The organism is Flavobacterium sp. J49 (genome assembly GCF_011742145.1).
Lineage (GTDB): Bacteria > Bacteroidota > Bacteroidia > Flavobacteriales > Flavobacteriaceae > Flavobacterium.
On record NZ_JAAQQU010000103.1, the window covers coordinates 60,069 to 81,033 of the forward strand.

Consider the following 20,965-nt stretch of genomic DNA (forward strand, 5'->3'; position numbering starts at 1 on the left):
TTTATTTTAAGGAATATAAATTATTTGAATTGATGCTGATGATGTCTTCTTCCAACAGCTTTTGCAACGCAAAGATAACATCGTCTTTCGGAAATTTAGTCAACTTTTGAATATCTCTCGAATTGAAATCCTGCATTTTCAATAATTCCACAATCTTTTCGGAAACCGTTTCAGGATTTTGTTTCTTTTTGTTTTTGGCAATACAATAGGAGCAAATACCGCAATCGTCTTTTTGACTTTCGCCAAAATATTGCATCAATAATTTACTCTTGCAGGTTTTATTGTTTTTACTGTATTGTAAAACGGCCTGAAGCTGTGCGGTTTTTAACTTATTTTGCGCTTCGAGATATTTCGAAACGCGATTGATGGTGCGTTCGTCTTCTCTGACTTCATTCAAGGTAATGGTCGCGTCATTGTTTTTGGCGATCATTTCAATGATGTTTTTCTCCTTTAGTTTTTGTAACAGTGAAAGCACTGCGCTTTCGGTATGGTTAGATTTTTTGGCAATCAATGCCAAGTTGAAAGCGGTTTGCATATCATAAATTCCGGGATAAGTGCGCAACATAGTCAACAGAATTTCCTCGTCATTCGGATTCAAACTCATATACCGAATCACTTCTTTAGACGGAATGATAAATTGTAAAGTGATTTTCTCCGAGAATTCCTGAGATAAAGTTATGATGCCTTGTCGGTCGAGAAACTGTAAAGCATTATAAGTCTTTAAAGTCGGAAAACCGTATTTGGTACAAAAGTGATTCAGGTTAAAACTAAACTGTTCGTCTATGCCTTCGCCGTAAGCGATTTGGAAATAGTTGCAGAGTTTAGAAAACACCAAATTCAAAAAGGCTTTGTCAGGTAAAACGCTGATGAATTGTGCTTCGGCATGTAAAATATCGGAAGGATTGTTGAGCAAAACAGCAAAAGCTTTGTCACCATTTCGACCGGCACGACCGGATTCCTGGTAATAATTTTCGAGATTTTGAGGCAAATGCAAATGAATAATCGTTTTGACATTCGACTTGTCTATGCCCATTCCGAAAGCATTCGTGGCAACGATTACCTGAACTTTTTCGTCCATCCAAAGTTGCATGTGCTTTTCTTTGTCTTTGGAGGAAAGTCCGCCATGGTAAAATGTAGCTGTAAAACCCATGCTTTCCAACTGATGAACGGTTTCGTTGCACGATTTTCTATTGGTCACATAAACGATAGACGGTTGCGGATTTTTCTGCAGTATTTGTTGCAACAAATGCAACTTGTCTTCGGTTTCAAAAACCATGTAAGCGATGTTGTCTCGGTAAAAGGATTTGGAGAAAATCTGTGGAGTATCGAGTTTTAATTGCGCGATAATATCTTCCTTAACTCGTGGCGTAGCCGAAGCCGTTAGCGCCAAAAACGGCACTTTTGGGAAGAACTCTTTTAGTTGTACAATCTTCAAATAGGCCGGACGGAAATCATGTCCCCATTGAGAAACACAATGCGCTTCATCAATAGCGATAAGATTTATCGGGAGATTTTTTATGCGTTCCAAAATCCAGTCGTTTTGCAAGCGTTCGGGAGACAAATAAAGGAACTTGTAATTTCCAAACTGACAATTATCGAGCAAATCGATAATTTCCTCTTGGCGAATGCCACCGGTTAAAGCGATGGCTTTAATGCCTTTGTTTTGCAAATTTTGGACTTGGTCTTTCATCAAAGCAATCAGCGGAGAAATCACCAAGCAAATGCCTTCCATCATCATACTCGGAACTTGAAAACAAATCGATTTTCCGCCACCGGTGGGCATCAAGGCAAAGGTGTCTTTTCCTTCCAAAACCGAAGTGATAATGGCTTCCTGTGGTTCGCGAAAAGCATCGTGTTTCCAGTATTTGGTTAGGATTTCTAAGGCTTTATCCAAGTTGTGAATTATGAGTTATGAGTTATGAGTCAACTCAGTTTATGGTATAAAGGTATAAAATAAGATTGAGTTGTAATTACAACAAATGTGTATTAAGAAAGCTGACTCAAGATATATTGGATGCGCTCATCTACAGTTCCGCGAGGTACTTCAATGAGCTCGTAACCGTATTTTTGGTAGGTTTCCAATAAATGGTCGAAGATGAGTTTGGCTTGTTCGAAGTTTTCGTAACGCGCTTCGTCGCTTTCGTAGATTTCTTCCCAAGGCGGCAGTACAAATATTTTGGAATACAAATGTTCTCGGCAAGCATGGTCAAAAAACGCCGGATAACTGTCGCCTATGTAATGCATATAAGCTAAAATGTCGGGAATGCCTCGGTCTAAAAAAACCAATTCGGCTACATCTTCAATGGCTTGCTGGTGTTGTTTTCTTCTGCCTTCGAGTAATAATTCACTAAAGAGTAAAGGTTTTTCTAAGAACAATTGTTCAATGCCTTGTTTTTTGGCTTCCAAAGTTACTTGTCTTGAAATTTCAGGAAAGCACGCATAGCCTTGCTCGATAAGTGCATCGATGATGGTGGTTTTTCCTGTGCCCGGACCGCCGGTTATGACAATAAGTTCTTTTTTCAAGATTTTTAGAAATATTACTTCGTACAGTTCAGCCTTTCGGCCTAGAGAGGGGCAAATTTATCGAAACAAATTAGAATATAGAAAAGGATTTTGGTTTTTATTTCGGTCGTGGCCAAAAGTGCGAAAAGTTTCCTTTTTAGCCCTGATGGGAGCGGTTACCGTGTAAAAGCGGACAGCAGGAAAACGGTTGGCAAACCAGACCAAACCTTTCGCTCCTCAAATCCATCAGCACCAGTCAAAAAAAATAAATAAAACCGTTGGAATTCTTCTGCAAAATCTGAAATCAATACTGTATATTTGCTTTTATTTTTTGATTAATGGATAAGAAAACCCAAGAATTTTATACCCGATTGCGAGAAGAGTTGAACAATACTTCAACATGGCCTACTGAATATTTGTATAAATTTATTGTACCCACTGACCCTAAAAAGATTGAAGAAGTAGAAAATGCTTTTGACAATTTGGGCGCCGTAATCCAAACTACCCAGTCTAAAACGGGAAAATACACCAGTCTTTCGGTCAACGTAATGATGGAAAGTCCGGAAAGCGTGGTGGAGAAATACATCGAAGTTTCTAATATAGAAGGAATAATTTCATTATAATGGGCGATAAATATATAAAAGAGAATGCCAATGATGTGGTGCACCATTTGGAATACAATGCCGAAAGACCGCATTTGCTCATTCCGGAATACGGTCGTCATTTGCAAAAATTGATTGACCAAGCTACTTTAATCGCCGATAGGGAAGAGCGCAACAAAGCCGCCAAATACATCATTCAGGTGATGGGCAGTTTGAATCCGCACTTGCGTGATGTACCCGATTTTCAGCACAAATTGTGGGATCAGATTTTTATCATGTCCGATTTTAAATTGGATGTCGATTCTCCGTATCCGATTCCGACTCGTGATGTGATTAATTTGAAACCCGAGCGATTGCCTTACCCGCAAAAAAATCCGAAGTATCGTTTTTACGGCAACAATATCAAATACATGATAGATGTGGCCAACAGTTGGGAAGAAGGTGAAATGAAAAACGCTTTGGTGAAAGTAATTGCCAACCACATGAAGAAATCGTATTTGAGTTGGAACAAAGACACGGTAACCGATACCGTTATTTTTGAACATTTATACGAATTGTCGGCCGGCAAATTAAACCTATTGCAAAGCAGCGAAGAGTTGTTGAATACCAACGATTTGATGCGGACCAATAAAAAGATGTCGAATAAAAACATGCCGCCGCAAAACAACAAAATCAAGAGCAATAAAAACGGAAAGAAACCGTTTCAGAAAAATAATAACAACAATCAGAAATAAGTGGCTGAGGGACTAAGTTGCGGAGTGTGTGAGAATGTTAATCTCATCAGAACTCAGCTACTCACCACTCAGCTACTCAGCTACTAAAAAAATATGGGAACTTTTAAAATTGAAGGTGGAATTTCACTAAAAGGAGAAGTACAGCCGCAAGGCGCAAAAAATGAAGCATTGCAAGTTTTGTGTCCGGCATTGTTAACTTCGGAGAAAGTTAGAATTACCAATATTCCGGATATTATCGATGTTAATAAATTAATCGTTTTATTGGGGAATTTGGGCGTAAAAATTCAAAAAAATGGCGTTGGTGATTACACTTTTCAAGCCGATGAAGTCAATATTGATTATTTAAAAACGGAAGCCTTTAAAAAAGAAGGCGGCAGTTTAAGAGGTTCGATTATGATTGTCGGGCCGCTTTTAGCCCGATTTGGTTGTGGATACATTCCAAAACCGGGTGGCGATAAAATCGGAAGACGTCGTTTGGATACGCACTTCGAAGGTTTTATCAATCTTGGGGCGAAATTCCGTTACGAAAGAGAAGACCATTTTTATGGCGTAGAAACCAAAACCCGTTTGAAAGGTGCGCACATGTTATTGGACGAAGCTTCGGTAACCGGAACAGCGAATATCGTGATGGCGGCTGTTTTGGCCGAAGGAACTACTACAATTTACAATGCCGCTTGCGAACCTTATTTGCAACAATTGTGTAAAATGTTGAACTCGATGGGTGCAAAAATCACCGGAGTGGGTTCGAATTTATTGACCATTGAAGGCGTTGAAAAATTAGGCGGTTGCGAACACCGAATCCTTCCGGACATGATTGAAATCGGTTCGTGGATTGGATTGGCCGCAATGACCCGTAGTGAGATAACTATTAAAAATGTGAGTTGGGAAAACTTAGGTGTCATTCCAAGCGTGTTCAGAAAATTAGGAATTACATTAGAGAAAAAAGACGATGATATTTATATACCGGCGCATACCAAAGGGTATACTGTAAAAACAGATATTGACGGTTCGATTTTAACCATAGCCGATGCACCATGGCCTGGATTTACACCGGATTTATTGAGCATCGTTTTGGTAGTAGCAACGCAAGCGAATGGCGATGTTTTAATTCACCAAAAAATGTTTGAAAGCCGTTTGTTCTTTGTGGACAAGTTGATCGATATGGGTGCTAAAATTATGCTGTGTGATCCGCACAGAGCGGTAGTAATGGGACACAATTTCCAATCGCAACTCAAAGCCACGGTAATGTCTTCGCCGGATATTCGTGCAGGAATCTCATTATTGATTGCAGCGCTTTCAGCCAAAGGAACGTCTACGATTCAAAATATTGAGCAAATTGATAGAGGTTACGAAAGAATTGACGAAAGATTGAGAGCTTTAGGAGCCAATATTGTTCGTGTCTAATTTAAGAAAATAGAGAAAAGAATATAGAAAATAGAGGTGCATTATTGTGCCTCTTTTCATTTTAAGCCTATGGAAACCTACATCATCGTTTTACTTTGTATTGCTTCTTTCTTTGCCGGATTTGTCGATGCTATTGTCGGCGGCGGCGGTTTGATACAAACTCCGGTGGCGATGATTTTGATGCCCAATTTGTCCGTAGCGAGTATTATCGGGTCACTCAAAATCCCGGCGTTTAGCGGGACCAGTTTTGCGGCTTTTCAGTATTTGAAGAAAGTGGAGATGAACTGGAAGTTACTTTCCATCATGGCGGTTTTGGCTTTTTGCGCTGCTTTTTTGGGTTCAGCGCTCTTGAACGTAGTCAGCAATGATTTTATGAAGCCGTTATTGTTTTTTATCTTAATCGGTTTAGCGATTTATACTTTTAAAAAAAAGAATTTCGGCCAACAACAAGATAAAGATCATTCGCTTAAAAAAGAACTTGCCTATGCCGTTATCATCAGTTTACTGGTTGGTTTTTACGACGGCTTTATTGGTCCGGGAACGGGTAGTTTTTTAGTTTTGGGTTTTGTTTCTATTCTAGGGTATGATTTTCTTCACGCTTCCGCCAATGCTAAAATGGTCAATCTTGCGACCAACTTTGGTTCGATTTGTTTGTTTGTATTGAAAGGCAAAATCGTTTGGGCTTTCGCGATTCCAATGGCTTTTTGCAATGCGCTGGGCGGTTGGGTTGGCGCCAAATTGGCCATAAAAAAAGGAAATACCTTCATTAGAAAGTTTTTCCTTTTTGTGGTGATATTGACATTAATCCGTTTTGGTTATGATGTCTTTTTGAAATAGTTTATTCCAATACATTCAAGAATTTAAGACCGAAAACTACACCGTCTCCTTGGTAGCCGTTTTGATACGAGCGAACATAATCAACTCTTAAGAACTTGAATTTCCCAAACCCTAAATTGTCTAACCCTATTGAAAACTCCTGATATGGCTTTCTGTCCGGGACTGATAAGTTGTGAAAACCTAAGACCAATTGCGACTGCAAGTGTTTCAGCAAGGGTAATTTATTCATAAAATACCCTTTGTCGTTGTGTTCGATGTGGGTTTCAAAATAACTGTCATTCGTACTGGCAGCATAATAAGGCAATAAATTAAATACATTGGTGTAACTGTCGGTTTGGCCAATGTGTGTTTGGTTACCGTTAAAATGTTTGTAATCTACAAACGAAATGTTATCGGCATTGAAGAATTTGCCGGCTTTGAGATTCATTTGCATAAACCCTTTATTGCCCAATGTAACTTCATAAGTTACTCTTCCCATAAGTAAGTCGTATTCGTAATTTTTGTCCGAAGCCGCTAATCCTTTTTCATAACCTAAAGAAAGTGTCGGATAATCGTCGTTAGGAATGTTGAATTTACCATCGGGTCTTGACCAATATTTTTGGCCAAAATTAAAACGCATCAGAACATTGGCTTTGACCAAATTGTGCTTCTCAATAGCAGCCGAAGTCTCATCAAAGGGTGAAAGCGGATTATTGGACGTATATGCATCAGTATTTTTGATAATAGTGTAATCAGTAGTGTTGTAAAGAGGTTTTCTTTCGGAATATTCAATATTGGCATTCATGTAAAAACCGTTTACGACTTCTCTGCCAAAGAACGCCGAAGCAAAGTTCTTCTCATACAACTTCATGAAATTGTTTTTAAAAAACAAAGTACTAACCGTGTTGACTATGTTTGAAATTGGATTGCCGGGATTGAATTGACTCACTGCGCTTCCGGCATTGACGGACAAGAAACTGTTGTTAAGATTGTTGAATTTATGAGCAAAACTAGCCGTTGCTCTGATTTTTTCTTCGGAAAAGCCATAGTCAAATCGCGAGCCGATTCGGGTGAATGTCCGTTTTTCTTCATTGCGTTTGGTATACGATAGTCCGGCGTTGATTCTCCAGCCTTGCACCGTATTAAAAGAAGTCGACAGTAACGGACCATCGTAATCAATAGACCATTTTTTAAACGAATTGCGGTAACTGTAGCCATTTAAAATGTCCATTGGTCGAAACTTATTTCGTTTGTTGTCAATGGAATCCAAGTAGGTTTGCGATTTCTTTTTGGTTTGCAAAACGTCTTTCTTCAAATAATCGGTGGTTTCCTCTTCGGTTAGCGGTACGGGCCGAATGGTGTTCCAAAAGGCATCTTCTTTTTTATTGGCATTTTCCTCAAAAGCCAAAACCTGACTGGTAAAAGTGCGTTTGGTAATTTCGGGTTCAAATTCAAAATTCGAATACACATAAGTAAATCTGCCGTTGAGTTTGATGCTGAGCATGCCCGCCACAAAATCGATGGTCTGTGTATTTTTGACCCAAATTTTACTGTTGGTATTATAGCTGAAGCTTTGTTTTAAATTCAGTTGGTCCAAAGCCGGTGTTTGCATTTGGTTTCCTTTGATAGATAAATCGACAGCATAAACAGCATAGGAATCGTCTACAATATAAATATACCCATCCATAACCGGTTCGGTATTGCGACGCGGAATGACCTTTATTTTGTTGATTTGTTGGCGGTTTTCGGTGAAAAACGAACCTTCAAATTGGTATTTGTAATAGTTGAAAGCATTGTCAGCAATGGGCGAAACCACATTAATTTCAAACGGAAGGTAATTTTCATAAAAATCAAAATTAACCGAAGCCGCATTGTTAAAACTAAAGCCATTGTCATTGCCGCTGACTTTTGAGGCCACAATAACTTCTTTCATCTTATCCGGTTTTTGAAAAGTAATTCTCGAAACGGTCTCCGATAAATATAAAATACCGCTTCGGGTAGAATCTAAGACTTCATCAAAGAAATCAAATTTTTGTCCCAAAATGGTTTTGGGCGCGTCTTTAATTCTGAAGATGCCTCTGGAATAAAAATCGGCTTTGTACTTGGCGGTTTTGGCTGAGTTTTCTTTTTTGTTTTGGATGGCTTTGCGAATGATTTCGTTGGCCGGATTGTCTTTAGGATTGATGACCACTTCATTCAGAATGATGTTTTCTTCGGCCAAAACAACCTCAATGTCCACCGGTGTTTTATCTATAGTAACCACTTGTTTGGCGGTTTTGTAGCCTAAATACTGAAAAATAATAGTGTGATTCCCTGAAATCCTGATGTTTAATTCAAATTTTCCTTGTTCGTTGGTGGTGGTGCCGTTATAAGTGTTTTCTTCAAAGATGTTTACAAAAGGCAACGGATTTCCTTTTTCGTCGGTGACTTTGCCTTTGATTTGGGCAATGGAAATAGTGGTAAGCAATAAGGTAAAGGCGTAGAGTAATTTTCTAAACATAAGTTGAATTTTTTAGGGTTATAAAAATGATTGCAGAGCCAATTCGTAACTTTTCAACCCGAAACCAATAATAATTCCTTTCGCATTGGGAGAAATAAATGATTGATGACGGAAAGCTTCACGAGCAAATGTATTAGAAATGTGTACTTCAATAACCGGTGTTGTGATAGCTTTAACAGCATCGCCGATTCCGACAGAAGTGTGTGTATAGGCGGCGGCATTGAGAATAATCCCCTCATAAGTAAAACCAACTTCCTGAATCTTATCAATCAATTCGCCTTCTATGTTGCTCTGGAAATAGCTTAACTCTAAGGTTGGGTATTTGTTTTTGAGTTCGTCAAAATAGTCTTCAAAAGTCATATGGCCATACACTTCCGGTTCGCGTTTCCCCAGCAGATTTAAGTTTGGTCCATTAATAATAATGATTTTCATGGTAAAGATTTTGAGTAAAAATAAAAAACCGCTGTCGAACGGACAACGGTTTTGTACTAAAGTTATGATTTTATTAAAATCGGTAACCTAAAGAAAGCTGAATGGTTCTGTTTTTTACATCGGCATTTTTAGAAGCTTCGGTCAAACCGGCAACATAACGCGCCTGAATTAAGAAGTGCTCAGTGATGTTGTAACCTAAACCGCCTGCTAAGGCGAAGTCAAAAGTTTCTCCTTCAAATTGTGCTTCTACATTTTCATTGACTAAGAATGAAAATTGCGGACCTGCTTCAAAGCTCAACTTATTTTTAGTCAAATAAAACTTTGCCAACACCGGAACTGTGATATAATTGTAATTGATGTCGTCAAAAGCGGTTTCATCGATTTTTGTTCCTTGAGAAGAATAGACCAATTCAGGTTGCAAGGACAGATTTTCCAATAGTTTTACTTCTATTAATGCCCCAAAATGAAAGCTGGTATAAGTAGAACCTGCTACGTTATTGCCTTCTAAATTAGAAAAGTTGGCACCGGCTTTCAGACCAAACTTGAATGTTTGGGCAGTTACAGCGTTAATGCCAAATAGTACAATTAAAATTACGATTGCTTTTTTCATACTTTTTGTTTTATAAGTTAACTGGATTAATACATAAACGGAATTTAGGCCGTTTTAGTATGTTAAAATTGATTTTGACCAATACAAGGGTCTATTTTGGGTTAAGTTTTTAGGATAGGTAAAAGTGATAAAGAAGAGGATTCCATTGGTAAAGCTTTGTAAAACAGGCAAAAGAGCGCCGGTGTTTTGTTAACAACCTTGTTGATAAGTCGAATACCCCTGACAATTCCTATTAATCTAAACCAATAACTTTGTTGTATTAATTTTAAAATTAAACAAACATGAAAAAAATTATTTTAACAGTTGCAGCAGTATTCGCTTTTGGGTTTGCTAATGCACAAGACAAAAAAGAAGGTTCAGAAGGATTTTCTAAAGGGGATTTGTACTTATCTGGTACTTTCAATTTCTCAAATTCTAAAACTGGAGATTTTAAAACTGACTCTTTCACCGTAGCTCCTGGTTTAGGCTATTTTCTTACTGAAAACTTAGCTATCGAAGGTTCATTAGGATTTACATCTGGAAAAGAAACTTTAGATATCACGGGAGACGGGGACTTCTTTGAAGTAAAGAGTTCAGGTTTTGGGATCAATGCCGGAGTAAAATACTTCTGGACACCTGCAAGTAAGTTCTCTCTTTCTGTTGGTGGAAACGTTTCTTACGCTTCAATAAAAGCAGAAGTAGATGGTTTAGGAGAAAGTACTTCTAAAATCATGGGTTTAAATGTACCGGTAGGTTTACATTATTTCGTTTCTGATAAATTTGCAATCACTACTTCTTGGGGTGGATTTGCTTATTCATCAAACGACAACGGTGGAAACGGTGCTGAAAAAACCAACACTTTTGACTTAGGATTAGATTTGTCTGAAGTTAGCTTTGGTTTGATTTACAAACTGTAATTAGTTAAATAACTAATATTCAATAAAATCACGCCAATGGCGTGATTTTTTTGTTAAAAATTTTAAAATTATAATTTGGATATTGATATAAAAATACTACTTTCGTTTTACTAATTTATAAAATTAAACAAACATGAAAAAAGTTTTTTTAACAATGGCTGCAGTATTTGCAGTATCGTTTGCTAACGCACAAGACAAAGGTGGATCTAGCGACATGAAATTTGGTGTAAAAGCTGGTTTTGTTAGCGCAAATTACGGCTCAGATGCTGATGGCGGAGATGCAAGATCTGGTTTTTATTTAGGAGGTCTAGTAGATTTTGCTATCTCTGAAAAATTCCACGTACAACCGGAATTATTGTATACTATGGAAGGTAACGGAGAAGAAGAATTTGATTTAAACTTCTTGAGAATTCCAATTATGGCTAAGTATTATGTAGCTGAAGGTTTCAATTTACAAGCTGGTCCACAGATTGCTTTTGTTGCCGGTGGTGGAGCAGCTAAAGACTATTTAAAATCGATGGATTTTGGTTTAGGAATAGGTGCGGGTTATGAGTTAGAGTCAGGATTATTCTTTGACGCTAGATATAACTTAGGTTTATCTGATCTTAATGATTTCCCTGCAGGTTCATTATTAGAAGGTGCAAAAATTACTCAAAATTCTTTTAACGTTGGTTTAGGATACAGATTCTAATCAATTTAGAAGATTATAATTTAAAACCTCTCCATGTGAGAGGTTTTTTTATCTCTATACATTTCGTTTCTTTGTTTTATGAATTGGAGTCCGTATCTTAAAAGTTTTCAATCTTATTTAAAGATTGAGCGTGGGTTGTCAAAGAATACTATTGATAATTACACTTTCGATTTGGAACGGTTGTGTGTTTTTTTGAATGAAAACAGTATCAGTGTAGCGCCCGAAAAGATTAGCGAAGAAACTATACAACAATTTATTTATGCCGTCTCCAAAGAAGTCAACGCGCGTTCACAAGCCCGAATTATCTCCGGATTGAAAAGCTTTTTTTCTTATATGATTTTCGAAGATTTCCGTACTGATAATCCAATGGAATTGATTGAAGCACCAAAAATCGGTCGAAAATTACCCGATACGCTTTCCGTAGAAGATATTGATAATTTGATTGGTGCAATCAATTTGGCCACGCCCGAAGGCGAACGCAACAGAGCTATGCTGGAAACATTATACGGTTGTGGTTTACGTGTGTCTGAAATTATAACGCTAAAGATATCTGATTTGTTTTTTGAGGAAGGTTTTATAAAAATTACCGGTAAAGGCAACAAACAACGATTTGTTCCGATAGCCCAATCGACTCAAAAGTACATAGAGCTTTATAAAGACGCAATCCGAAACCATATGGTCATTGCCAAAGGATTTGAAGACACCTTGTTTTTGAACCGAAGGGGAAAACAACTCACCAGAGCAATGGTTTTCACCATTATAAAATCGTTAGCAGTTAAAATCAATTTGGCCAAAAATATAAGTCCGCATACACTCAGACATTCCTTTGCAACCCATTTGCTTGAAAATGGTGCTGACTTGCGCTCCATTCAAATGATGTTGGGACACGAATCTATAACCACTACCGAAATTTATGTGCATTTGGATCGTAAACATTTAACACAAATCATGCATACATTTCATCCCAGAAAAAGGTAATTTATTGGATTTTTATCTATTTTTGTCAAGTCAGAAAAAACAATAATCCCCAAATCTGTTTTTACAATGAAATTCAACAACGTATTTGTTGTGGATGATGACAAAGTACACCACTTTATCATCAAGAAACTACTTGAGAAAAACAACATACAGGTCAATGCCACTTTTTTTGAAAATGGCGATGAAGCTTTGAAAGACCTTAAGTCTAAACTCCTTAAAGGCGAAAATCCGCCAGATTTAATTCTGTTGGACATCAACATGCCGGTGCTGGATGGTTGGCAATTCTTGGAAGAATTCAATCTTTTGAAAGAAGACTTTCCCGAAGAAATTACCATCTGTTTGGTTAGCTCTTCGGAGGATTATTTCAATACTGATATGATTGAACTATTTAAAAATTCTATCGCCAATTACTATGTCAAACCCATGACAAATGATATGGTTAAATCTATTTTCCTAGAATAAAAAAAGGCGGCCATGATGGTCGCCTTTTGTATAATAGATTGTATTATTATTTAGCAATATTCACTGCTCTCGTTTCTCTAATTACCGTGATTTTTACTTGCCCAGGATAAGTCATCTCTGTTTGTATTTTTTGTGAAATTTCAAACGATAAGTTAGCAGCCATATCGTCGCTCACTTTTTCGCTTTCTACAATCACACGCAATTCACGTCCGGCTTGGATGGCATAAGCATTTTTCACACCGTTGAAGCCAAAGGCAATGTTTTCTAAGTCTTTCAATCTTTGGATATAAGAATCCAACACCTGGCGTCTGGCGCCCGGTCTTGCTCCTGAAATCGCGTCACACACCTGAATGATTGGTGAAATCAAATATTTCATTTCAATCTCGTCGTGGTGAGCTCCAATCGCGTTGCAAACTTCTTCTTTTTCGCCATATTTCTCAGCCCATTGCATTCCCAATAAAGCGTGTGGCAAATCACTTTCGGTATCCGGTACTTTTCCAATATCGTGTAATAAACCGGCACGTTTGGCCAATTTTACATTCAATCCTAATTCGGCTGCCATGATTCCACAAAGCTTGGCTACTTCACGCGAGTGTTGTAATAGGTTTTGTCCGTAAGACGAACGGTATTTCATTCTTCCGACCACTTTGATGAGTTCAGGATGTAAACCGTGTATGCCTAAGTCGATTACGGTACGTTTACCCACTTCAATAATTTCGTCGTCTATTTGTTTGGTTGTTTTAGCAACTACTTCTTCAATTCTCGCAGGGTGAATTCTACCGTCGGTAACCAATTTGTGTAATGACAAACGAGCAATTTCTCTTCTCACAGGATCAAAACACGAAAGGATAATCGCTTCAGGGGTATCGTCAACGATGATTTCAACACCGGTTGCAGCTTCTAGAGCGCGGATGTTTCGTCCTTCACGACCAATGATTCTTCCTTTTACGTCATCTGACTCAATATTGAATACAGAAACACAGTTTTCTACTGCTTCTTCTGTTCCGACGCGTTGGATAGTGTTGATGATTACTTTTTTAGCTTCTTGTTGCGCCGTTAATTTCGCTTCTTCAATAGTGTCTTGAATGTGCGACATCGCTTTGGTTTTGGCTTCAGCTTTTAAACTTTCTACCAATTGTTCGCGGGCATCTTCAGCCGAAAGACCTGAGATTACTTCCAATTGCTCTACTTGGCTTTTGTGTAATTTTTCAAGCTCTTGGTGCTTTTTGTCAAGCAACTCAATTTTTGATTCGTATTCTTTCGTTTTGGCTTCGTAATCGTCGTTGATTTTCTTGGCTTTGGCCAATTCGCTAGATACTTGTGATTCTTTATCACGAGTTCTTTTTTCAACTTCGGCTATCTTCTTGTCTTTGTTTAGAATTTCTTTTTCGTGTTCCGATTTTAATTCTAAAAACTTCTCTTTGGCCTGAAGTAATTTGTCTTTCTTGATGTTTTCTGCCTCAATGTTGGCGTCTCTCAAAATTGAACTTGCCTCTTTCTTTGCATTTTTAACCATGTTGGATACATTGCTTTTCTCCAAGAATTTTGCAATTCCAAAGCCTCCGGCAACGCCAACGATTAACGCAATTATAGTTAATGTAATTTCCATGTTTTGTTAGTGTTTATATATAAAAAAAGCCTACATTAGGTGAATGCATAAACTCGTAAAGACAAGTTTTGAGCTAACTCGTTGGTCAAGGATCCACGATAAAAGTGGCGTGCTTTAGTAACGATGATTTGCTCATTCTAATTTGTTAGTGTTGAGTTTACCAATTAAAATCTAATGTAGGCGGTATTGTAATCTATGTTAAGAACGTTATTTTTTACCTTCGGTCAGTTCGTCTGCGCCTCGGGTGTCGAGATAGTCGAACAATAAATCATTAATTTTTTTCAATCTTTCAAGAGTTTCCGAACCATCAATGGCGTTGTCTACTTGCTTTTGTTCTACCTGAGAGGCAAATTGTAAAGCGCACATGGCCAATACATCTTGCTTGTCGCGAACAGCGTAGTTCTCCTCGAATTGCTTAATCATCGCATCAATTTTTTTGGAAGCACTTCTCAGTCCTTCTTCTTGTGAAAGGTCTACCGTCAACGGATAAACTCTGTCTGCAATTGATAACTTTATTTTAAGCTTATCCTCCATATTTTAGTCTGACAACTGCGCGATACAGTAATCTATCTCTCGGATTAATGAATTTATTTTAAGCTTGGTATCTCGTTTGTTTTCTTCACCGCCTAATAATGAATTGGCCATTTTGAGCGATTCACATTCCGATTTTAAGGTGTTAATCTCATCGGTTTGTTTTTGAATCAGGCTTGCAGCTTGTTGTAATTCTGTTCTCAATGCTATAGAATTTTGCTCCAAACTGTTTATTTTCATAAAAAGTTTTTCAATCCTATTTTCAACAGAATCAATTATTTCTGCAATTTCACTCATAAATTACTTTATTCATTACTTACTTTACAAAGTTAGGATTCTATTTTGTTTGCACAATATTTTTGACAATTATTTATTGCTAATTTTAAACGGATTTATAATAATTTGTTTTTTAAGGAGTTATAAATATATTTCGTACTTGTAAATTTTAACTCACTTTTTTCATACCTTTATCTAAAATAACTTTTTTATGAAATTCATCTGGCTGTTTTGCTCTTATACGGCTTTGGTTTTGGGTCAAAATCAGTATCCAAAGGATTATTTTCGTTCTCCTTTAGATATTCCTTTGCAGCTTTCAGGCAATTTTGGCGAACTAAGGCCGAATCATTTTCATTCCGGTTTCGATTTCAAAACCCAAAAAAAAGAAGGATTCAAGGTTTATGCGGTGGCTGATGGTTATGTTTCAAGGATAAAAATTGCCGAAAACGGGTATGGTAAAGCCATTTACATCACACATCCTAACGGCTATACTTCGGTCTACGGCCATTTGCAATCAGGTTTTGGGGAAGTCGAAAAATTAATTAAAAGAGAACAATACAAAGCCAAATCTTATGAAATTGACCTAGCATTTGCGCCAACAGATTTGTTAGTCAAGAAAGATGATGTCATCGCTATTTCAGGAAATACAGGAGGTTCTGATGGTCCGCATTTGCATTTTGAAATCCGAGACACAAAATCTGAAAAAATCATAAATCCATTGTATTTCGGATTTGATTCGGTTATAAAAGATACGAAAAAACCAATTCTAAACAGTTTATACGTTTATCCACTAGACAATAATTCAGTGGTCAATCAATCAAAAAGACCCATTGCAGTCAGTATTTCGCAGCAAGCCGATGGAAGTTATATTGCAGAGAAAGTGTTGGCTAACGGAAAAATTGGTTTCGGAATTACAGCAATCGACTATGACGATGTTTCTTGGAATGCCAACGGTATTTTTAGAGTCCAAACTTTTTTAAACGGAAAAGCGGATTTTAGTTATAAGTTTGACACTTTCGCTTTTGACGAAACCCGATACATCAATGCGTTAATTGATTATGGTCGATATAAAAAGTTAGGTCAGCGCGTTCAAAAATTATTTGTCGAAAATCCATTTTCGCTAAGCATAATTCAACCCGGTAAAACCAATGGAATTATTACGCTCAATTCAAATTTCACTCAAAATTATAAAATAGAAATAGCCGATTTCAACGAAAATCTCACTAAGGTTTTTATTCCGATTGAATATTCAGTGTTGTCCCCTAAAGTAAACGAAGAACCGATTACGTCAAAATATTTGGTAAAAGCCAACAAAGAAAACGTTTTTTCTTTGGAAAATGTAACGGTTTCTATTCCGGCCAATACCTTTCTGAAAGATTTCTATATGGATTTTGAAGTCAAAAACGGATTGTTGCATTTGCACGATGATTTGGAACCGGCTTTCACTAATATGGCAATCACTTTTGAAGACAGTGTAAGCTCGGAAAAAGACAGGCAGAAAATGTTTGTCGGCTCCATTAACGGCAAAAAAATATACTACTACAATACTAAACGCTACAAAAATTCGTTTACTGTTTATTCCAAATATTTGGGAGATTACAAGTTATTCAAAGACAGCATGCCACCGAAAGTCAAAATCGACAAAAAAATCGGAGGCCAATGGATTAGCCAGCAAAACGAATTAATATTTACCATTTCCGATGATTTGTCGGGCATCAAAAGTTACGAAGGGACGCTCAACGGCAAATGGATTTTGTTAGAATATGAACCCAAAACCAAAAAACTAATTCATCGCTTTTCAGATGGAATAGTAGCGGAAGGGAAAAACGATTTAAAACTCATCGTTAAGGATAATGTTGGAAATTCTACTATCTTTGAAACACAATTTTTTAGAAGTCAAAAACCTTAATTATATCTTTTGAGAACAAATAAATTCCTTTTTACGCTCCTTTTTTTAGCGTTTACTTGCCTCGCTTTTGCGCAACAAAACCCAACAGCTAAAGTCGCCGGAGTCGTACTCGACGAAAACAACAGACCGGTTGAAAATGTTAGTGTTAGTTACCAAACTAAAACCGCTACAACGGATAAAAATGGTTTCTATGAAATAAACGTTCCTGCAAACCAAAAAATAATTTTAGTTTTTACCCATAAAAATCTAAAAAACATAACGGCAACATTTCAGTTGAAACCCGGTGAAAATTTGGAGTGGCATGTTGTGATGAGTGAAAAAGCGGAACAATTAAGCGATGTAGTTATCACAAGCAGTAGAAGACGAGTGCAAGGGATTACCTCAATTGAGCCTGAAACCATAAGAACAAACCCAAGTGCTATGCCAGGAGTAGAAAGCGTTTTAAAAACTTTCGCCGGAGTGAATGCCAATAACGAATTGAGTTCAGGATACAACGTTCGTGGCGGAAATTACGATGAAAACTTGGTTTATGTCAACGAAATTGAAGTCTATCGTCCGTTCCTAGTGCGTTCCGGTCAACAAGAAGGATTGAGTTTTACCAATACGGATATGGTCCAAAATGTTGACTTTTCTGCCGGTGGTTTTCAAGCAAAATATGGCGATAAAATGTCCTCTGTTTTGGATATTACTTACCGCAAGCCAACAAAATATGGCATTACCGCCGAAGCCAGTTTCTTGGGTGGAAGTGTTACAGGAGAAGGCATTTCTAAAAATAAAAAATGGTCAGCCATTACCGGAATTCGTTACCGCGACAATTCCCTTTTTGTGAACAGTCAGGAAACGCAAACCAATTTCCGACCAACCTTTATGGATGTACAAACCAATGTAAATTTTAGCCCTAATAAAAGATGGCAATTCAGTTTCCTGGGAAATGCATCGCAGAACAGGTATAATTATCAGCCTTTAACACGCCAAACTAATTTTGGAACCATAGACGAACCGATTGCATTGCAAATTTTTTACGATGGACAGGAAAAAGACCGATACCAAACACTTTTTGGTGCCTTCAAAACCACTTTTGCCCAAGATGAAAACAATAATTACAGATTAATTACTTCAGTTTATCATACTCAGGAGCAAGAGTATTTTGATATTTATGCCGCTTATTTTTTAGGCGAAGTTGATACCAACATCGGTTCGGAAACTTTAGGAGAAATTACATTTAGTCAAGGCGTAGGAAGTCAGTTGAACCATGCGCGTAACGATTTAGACGCTTTATTCATCAATGCTGAAGTGAAAGGAACGCATTATATCAACAACAAAAAACACCAAATCGATTGGGGTTTCAAATATACGCGTGAAAATATTCGTGACCGAATCGTAGAATGGGAAGTAATTGACTCAGCCGGTTTTTCTTTAAACCCGCCTGATTTTGATTTGCCAAATGACCAACCTTACAATCCTTACACCGGACCATTAGTGCCTTACCAAAATGTAAGGGCCACAAACTTCATTGATATTGATAGATTGTCAGGTTTTGCCCAATGGAATACCAAGGCTAATATTGGCAACAGTCAATTGTGGATTACTGCCGGTACGCGTTTTCATAATTGGACCGTTTCGGGTGATGGTATTTCAAATGCGAAAAGCCAAACGGTTATCAGTCCGAGAGCACAATTGGCGCTAAAACCCGATTGGGATAACGATATGATTTTTCGCTTGGCAGCCGGTTTTTACCATCAACCACCATTGTATCGCGAGTTGCGAGACAGGAATGGAATTGTGAATCCGAATGTGAAAGCGCAGCAATCGATTCATTTTGTGTTGAGTAACGATTATAATTTCAAAATGAACAATCGTCCGTTTAAGTTGGTTACCGAAGCTTATTATAAAACCATGACCGATGTCAATACTTATACTTTGGAAAACGTCAGGATTCGTTATCGCGCCAATAATGATGCAGAAGCTTATGCTTATGGGCTTGACATGAGATTAAACGGAGAATTCGTTCCCGGAACAGAATCGTGGTTGAGTTTTGGCTATATGAAAACGGAAGAAAACCAAAACGGAAGAGGTTTTATAGCACGCCCAACCGATCAAAGGTTAAAATTTGGGATTCTATTCCAAGATTATATGCCGAATTTACCCAACATGAAATTGTATTTGAATTTGGTTTACAACACCGGTTTGCCCGGCGGTTCGCCTTCGTATGCCGATGCTTATACATACCAAACCCGTTTGCGCGATTACCGTCGTGCCGATGTTGGATTCTCGTATGTGTTGACCGAGAGAAACAATGAAAGACCTGAAGGTCATTGGATTAAAAAATTCCAAGACTTGTCAATCGGTTTTGAAATCTTTAACCTATTCAACAATCAAAATGCCATTACCAATACTTGGGTTCGTGATGTTTACACTAAAAACCAATACGGAATTCCAAACTACATGACGACTCGAGTTTTCAATGTAAAACTGACGGCGAAATTGTAGAAATAAATCACTATTTTTGATTACAAATAAATTTGAGATGAAAAAAATCGGTTTCTATATTGCCTTGATGCTGACAGTGACTTTAGGAAGTTGCAAAAAAGAAGAAGCGCCAAAACCTAAAGTGATTTACCAAGATACTTCAAAATCTAAAACCGAAGTTCCTGAAGACACAACCCAAATTGAAATCGCCGATTTGCCCGTCAGCATGGATGGAACCAATTACTTAATCTTCCCAATCGGAACGGTTTCTAGTGACAAAAAAGGCATAAAATCTTCTTATGATTCTAATACCGGTTATACGGTTTCCAATTATGGGGAATACCAAATTACCGGTTATTTGCAGAATTTGAAGTTCCAAGAAATAGGGCAGGACACCATTTATGCCTTGACTGATAAAAATGTGTTGATTGAAACGGCTACTTATTTAAAAGGGATAGCCGACAAAACTAAAAAACAATTGATGGTTTTTACTTTGGCAGATTCAGACACCAATAAGGACAATAAAGTAAACAATAACGATATTAAATCACTTTATTTAAGTGATATTTCCGGAAAAAACTTTACTAAAATCTCAACTGATTTTCAAGAATTGATTGATTGGAATGTAATAGAATCCAGAAACAGATTGTATTTCAGAGCTATTGAAGATACTAATAAAAATGGCGCATTCGATAAAGAAGACAAGCTTCATTATTACTTTGTCAATCTTTTGGACAAAGAATGGAAAGCCACTGAAATGAATTCATTACCTTAATTATTATATCAGAATATCACTTTCTAAATCGGATTTTTCAATTTCGAAGTCAAAGCCTAATTTAGACACCAATTCGATGACCAATTTTTTATACCAATTCTCTGATTTAGGATGAATGTAGATTTTCTCTATCATTTGGTTAATATCAACATCAATTTTTAAACCGTCGTTGATTTTAATATCTTTGTCTGATAAGTCCGCAATGATTCTGACTTCGCCTTCATACTGAAAACTTTTTCGCTTGAATAAAAAAGGAAAGAACATATCGTCAAACGGAATGTATTCTTTTTTGTAATCGATATAATTGACTTCACCGATGAATTGGTTGAAATCTTTTTCGGCTTCCAGCGCTTTTTGTAAACGTCCAATGGTAGATTGAATTGCCAAACCTTCGCTGTTTTGTGTAAAAATTTGCCACATCGCAAACGATTCGTATTCGTTGATGTGCCAACTGCTAACCACCACTTTTTCGCGATGCGATTTGTAATACGCTAAAAATTCAGGATTATTTTCGGATAGTTTTTTGATTTCCTCATAAGTTGGTTCGCTGAATGTGCCTTCGTATTGGTCTTCAAATTTGTCCGAACGCGACATGAATAACTTTCGCGAAAGCAATAAATCGAGGAATTTAGATAAGTCCAAATACTTCCAAACCACTGTGTTTGGATCTTCAGGCAGTTTGATATTTGGATTGTTTACGTACATTTTGGAATTATGAATTATGAATTATGAATTATGAATTTAGGTCAATAAAGACCAAATATAATAC

20 protein-coding genes and 1 other RNA gene are annotated in these 20,965 nt (G+C 37.3%); 11 read left to right on the plus strand and 10 right to left on the minus strand.

The window, feature by feature from the left end; translation table 11 throughout:
• Position 1 precedes the first annotated feature (1 nt).
• Positions 2 to 1,894, minus strand: a complete 1,893-nt coding sequence (locus HA632_RS06250) for an ATP-dependent DNA helicase RecQ (RefSeq protein WP_176306347.1) — start codon at positions 1,892 to 1,894, stop codon at positions 2 to 4.
• Positions 1,895 to 1,986: 92 nt separating this feature from the next.
• Positions 1,987 to 2,523: an AAA family ATPase gene (locus tag HA632_RS06255; RefSeq protein WP_176306348.1), complete on the minus strand. Its 537-nt coding sequence runs from the start codon at positions 2,521 to 2,523 to the stop codon at positions 1,987 to 1,989.
• Positions 2,524 to 2,840: 317 nt separating this feature from the next.
• Between HA632_RS06255 and HA632_RS06260 the strand changes: the two genes are divergently transcribed.
• The 4 genes from HA632_RS06260 (at position 2,841) to HA632_RS06275 (ending at position 6,079) form a co-directional block, all read left to right on the plus strand.
• Positions 2,841 to 3,125, plus strand: a complete 285-nt coding sequence (locus HA632_RS06260) for a DUF493 family protein (protein WP_171222248.1) — start codon at positions 2,841 to 2,843, stop codon at positions 3,123 to 3,125.
• Positions 3,125 to 3,838, plus strand: coding sequence for a DUF4290 domain-containing protein (locus HA632_RS06265; RefSeq protein WP_176306349.1), 714 nt, complete (start codon positions 3,125 to 3,127; stop codon positions 3,836 to 3,838). The genes HA632_RS06260 and HA632_RS06265 overlap by 1 nt, the downstream gene beginning before the upstream one ends.
• A 93-nt stretch (positions 3,839 to 3,931) precedes the next feature.
• Positions 3,932 to 5,242, plus strand: a complete 1,311-nt coding sequence (gene murA / locus HA632_RS06270) for a UDP-N-acetylglucosamine 1-carboxyvinyltransferase (protein WP_176306350.1) — start codon at positions 3,932 to 3,934, stop codon at positions 5,240 to 5,242.
• 69 nt (positions 5,243 to 5,311) lie between these two features.
• Positions 5,312 to 6,079 carry a TSUP family transporter gene (locus HA632_RS06275; RefSeq protein ID WP_176306351.1) on the plus strand — a complete coding sequence of 256 codons (768 nt, stop codon included), beginning with the start codon at positions 5,312 to 5,314 and terminating at the stop codon, positions 6,077 to 6,079.
• A 1-nt stretch (position 6,080) separates the two neighbouring features.
• On the opposite strand, the gene HA632_RS06280 is transcribed toward HA632_RS06275, so the two are convergent.
• From HA632_RS06280 to HA632_RS06290, 3 genes are all read right to left on the minus strand, one after another.
• Positions 6,081 to 8,558, minus strand: a complete 2,478-nt coding sequence (locus tag HA632_RS06280; RefSeq protein WP_176306352.1) for a DUF5686 and carboxypeptidase regulatory-like domain-containing protein — start codon at positions 8,556 to 8,558, stop codon at positions 6,081 to 6,083.
• Between the two features lie 18 nt (positions 8,559 to 8,576).
• Positions 8,577 to 8,990 carry a type II 3-dehydroquinate dehydratase gene (gene aroQ, locus HA632_RS06285; RefSeq protein ID WP_176306353.1) on the minus strand — a complete coding sequence of 138 codons (414 nt, stop codon included), beginning with the start codon at positions 8,988 to 8,990 and terminating at the stop codon, positions 8,577 to 8,579.
• 73 nt (positions 8,991 to 9,063) lie between these two features.
• Entirely contained in the window at positions 9,064 to 9,600 is a 537-nt protein-coding gene (locus HA632_RS06290; RefSeq protein ID WP_176306354.1) for a porin family protein, read from the minus strand.
• A 281-nt stretch (positions 9,601 to 9,881) separates the two neighbouring features.
• Here HA632_RS06290 and HA632_RS06295 point away from each other — a divergent pair, with 281 nt between their 5' ends.
• The 4 genes from HA632_RS06295 to HA632_RS06310 all read left to right on the plus strand — a co-directional run bounded on the left by HA632_RS06295 (position 9,882) and on the right by HA632_RS06310 (position 12,627).
• Positions 9,882 to 10,496 carry an outer membrane beta-barrel protein gene (locus HA632_RS06295; protein WP_176306355.1) on the plus strand — a complete coding sequence of 205 codons (615 nt, stop codon included), beginning with the start codon at positions 9,882 to 9,884 and terminating at the stop codon, positions 10,494 to 10,496.
• A 133-nt stretch (positions 10,497 to 10,629) separates the two neighbouring features.
• The gene (locus HA632_RS06300) at positions 10,630 to 11,187 is read left to right on the plus strand and encodes a porin family protein (RefSeq protein ID WP_176306356.1); all 558 of its coding nucleotides are present in this window, start codon (positions 10,630 to 10,632) and stop codon (positions 11,185 to 11,187) included.
• 78 nt (positions 11,188 to 11,265) lie between these two features.
• Positions 11,266 to 12,165, plus strand: a complete 900-nt coding sequence (xerD, locus tag HA632_RS06305; protein WP_176306357.1) for a site-specific tyrosine recombinase XerD — start codon at positions 11,266 to 11,268, stop codon at positions 12,163 to 12,165.
• A 66-nt stretch (positions 12,166 to 12,231) separates the two neighbouring features.
• Positions 12,232 to 12,627: a two-component system response regulator gene (locus HA632_RS06310; RefSeq protein ID WP_176306358.1), complete on the plus strand. Its 396-nt coding sequence runs from the start codon at positions 12,232 to 12,234 to the stop codon at positions 12,625 to 12,627.
• Positions 12,628 to 12,673: 46 nt separating this feature from the next.
• On the opposite strand, the gene rny is transcribed toward HA632_RS06310, so the two are convergent.
• The 4 genes from rny to HA632_RS06330 form a co-directional block, all read right to left on the minus strand.
• Positions 12,674 to 14,236, minus strand: coding sequence for a ribonuclease Y (rny, locus tag HA632_RS06315; protein ID WP_176306359.1), 1,563 nt, complete (start codon positions 14,234 to 14,236; stop codon positions 12,674 to 12,676).
• A 49-nt stretch (positions 14,237 to 14,285) separates the two neighbouring features.
• Positions 14,286 to 14,393: non-coding RNA, 6S RNA (gene ssrS / locus HA632_RS06320), on the minus strand.
• Positions 14,394 to 14,443: 50 nt separating this feature from the next.
• Complete coding sequence (locus tag HA632_RS06325) at positions 14,444 to 14,770, minus strand: cell division protein ZapA (protein WP_176306360.1); 327 nt, start codon at positions 14,768 to 14,770, stop codon at positions 14,444 to 14,446.
• A gap of 3 nt (positions 14,771 to 14,773) precedes the next feature.
• Entirely contained in the window at positions 14,774 to 15,064 is a 291-nt protein-coding gene (locus HA632_RS06330; RefSeq protein ID WP_176306361.1) for a hypothetical protein, read from the minus strand.
• A 190-nt stretch (positions 15,065 to 15,254) separates the two neighbouring features.
• On the opposite strand from HA632_RS06330, the gene HA632_RS06335 reads away from it, so the two are divergent.
• From HA632_RS06335 to HA632_RS06345, 3 genes are read left to right on the plus strand one after another with little or no spacing between them, the layout of a single operon-like run.
• Positions 15,255 to 16,952 (plus strand): M23 family metallopeptidase, encoded by a 1,698-nt coding sequence (locus HA632_RS06335; protein ID WP_176306362.1) that lies wholly within the window; start codon positions 15,255 to 15,257, stop codon positions 16,950 to 16,952.
• Between the two features lie 9 nt (positions 16,953 to 16,961).
• Positions 16,962 to 19,442, plus strand: a complete 2,481-nt coding sequence (locus HA632_RS06340; RefSeq protein ID WP_176306363.1) for a carboxypeptidase-like regulatory domain-containing protein — start codon at positions 16,962 to 16,964, stop codon at positions 19,440 to 19,442.
• Positions 19,443 to 19,479: 37 nt separating this feature from the next.
• Entirely contained in the window at positions 19,480 to 20,196 is a 717-nt protein-coding gene (locus HA632_RS06345) for a hypothetical protein (protein WP_176306364.1), read from the plus strand.
• 3 nt (positions 20,197 to 20,199) lie between these two features.
• On the opposite strand, the gene HA632_RS06350 is transcribed toward HA632_RS06345, so the two are convergent.
• Positions 20,200 to 20,901 (minus strand): hypothetical protein, encoded by a 702-nt coding sequence (locus tag HA632_RS06350; protein WP_176306365.1) that lies wholly within the window; start codon positions 20,899 to 20,901, stop codon positions 20,200 to 20,202.
• Positions 20,902 to 20,965 lie beyond the last annotated feature (64 nt).

Coding starts and splice junctions, on each gene's coding strand:
- HA632_RS06260 (WP_171222248.1), top strand. CDS start 2,841: ATGGATAAGAAAACCCAAGAATTTTATACCCGATTGCGAGAAGAGTTG.
- HA632_RS06265 (WP_176306349.1), top strand. CDS start 3,125: ATGGGCGATAAATATATAAAAGAGAATGCCAATGATGTGGTGCACCAT.
- murA (WP_176306350.1), top strand. CDS start 3,932: ATGGGAACTTTTAAAATTGAAGGTGGAATTTCACTAAAAGGAGAAGTA.
- HA632_RS06275 (WP_176306351.1), top strand. CDS start 5,312: ATGGAAACCTACATCATCGTTTTACTTTGTATTGCTTCTTTCTTTGCC.
- HA632_RS06280 (WP_176306352.1), bottom strand. CDS start 8,558: ATGTTTAGAAAATTACTCTACGCCTTTACCTTATTGCTTACCACTATT.
- aroQ (WP_176306353.1), bottom strand. CDS start 8,990: ATGAAAATCATTATTATTAATGGACCAAACTTAAATCTGCTGGGGAAA.
- HA632_RS06290 (WP_176306354.1), bottom strand. CDS start 9,600: ATGAAAAAAGCAATCGTAATTTTAATTGTACTATTTGGCATTAACGCT.
- HA632_RS06295 (WP_176306355.1), top strand. CDS start 9,882: ATGAAAAAAATTATTTTAACAGTTGCAGCAGTATTCGCTTTTGGGTTT.
- HA632_RS06300 (WP_176306356.1), top strand. CDS start 10,630: ATGAAAAAAGTTTTTTTAACAATGGCTGCAGTATTTGCAGTATCGTTT.
- xerD (WP_176306357.1), top strand. CDS start 11,266: ATGAATTGGAGTCCGTATCTTAAAAGTTTTCAATCTTATTTAAAGATT.
- HA632_RS06310 (WP_176306358.1), top strand. CDS start 12,232: ATGAAATTCAACAACGTATTTGTTGTGGATGATGACAAAGTACACCAC.
- rny (WP_176306359.1), bottom strand. CDS start 14,236: ATGGAAATTACATTAACTATAATTGCGTTAATCGTTGGCGTTGCCGGA.
- HA632_RS06325 (WP_176306360.1), bottom strand. CDS start 14,770: ATGGAGGATAAGCTTAAAATAAAGTTATCAATTGCAGACAGAGTTTAT.
- HA632_RS06330 (WP_176306361.1), bottom strand. CDS start 15,064: ATGAGTGAAATTGCAGAAATAATTGATTCTGTTGAAAATAGGATTGAA.
- HA632_RS06335 (WP_176306362.1), top strand. CDS start 15,255: ATGAAATTCATCTGGCTGTTTTGCTCTTATACGGCTTTGGTTTTGGGT.
- HA632_RS06345 (WP_176306364.1), top strand. CDS start 19,480: ATGAAAAAAATCGGTTTCTATATTGCCTTGATGCTGACAGTGACTTTA.
- HA632_RS06350 (WP_176306365.1), bottom strand. CDS start 20,901: ATGTACGTAAACAATCCAAATATCAAACTGCCTGAAGATCCAAACACA.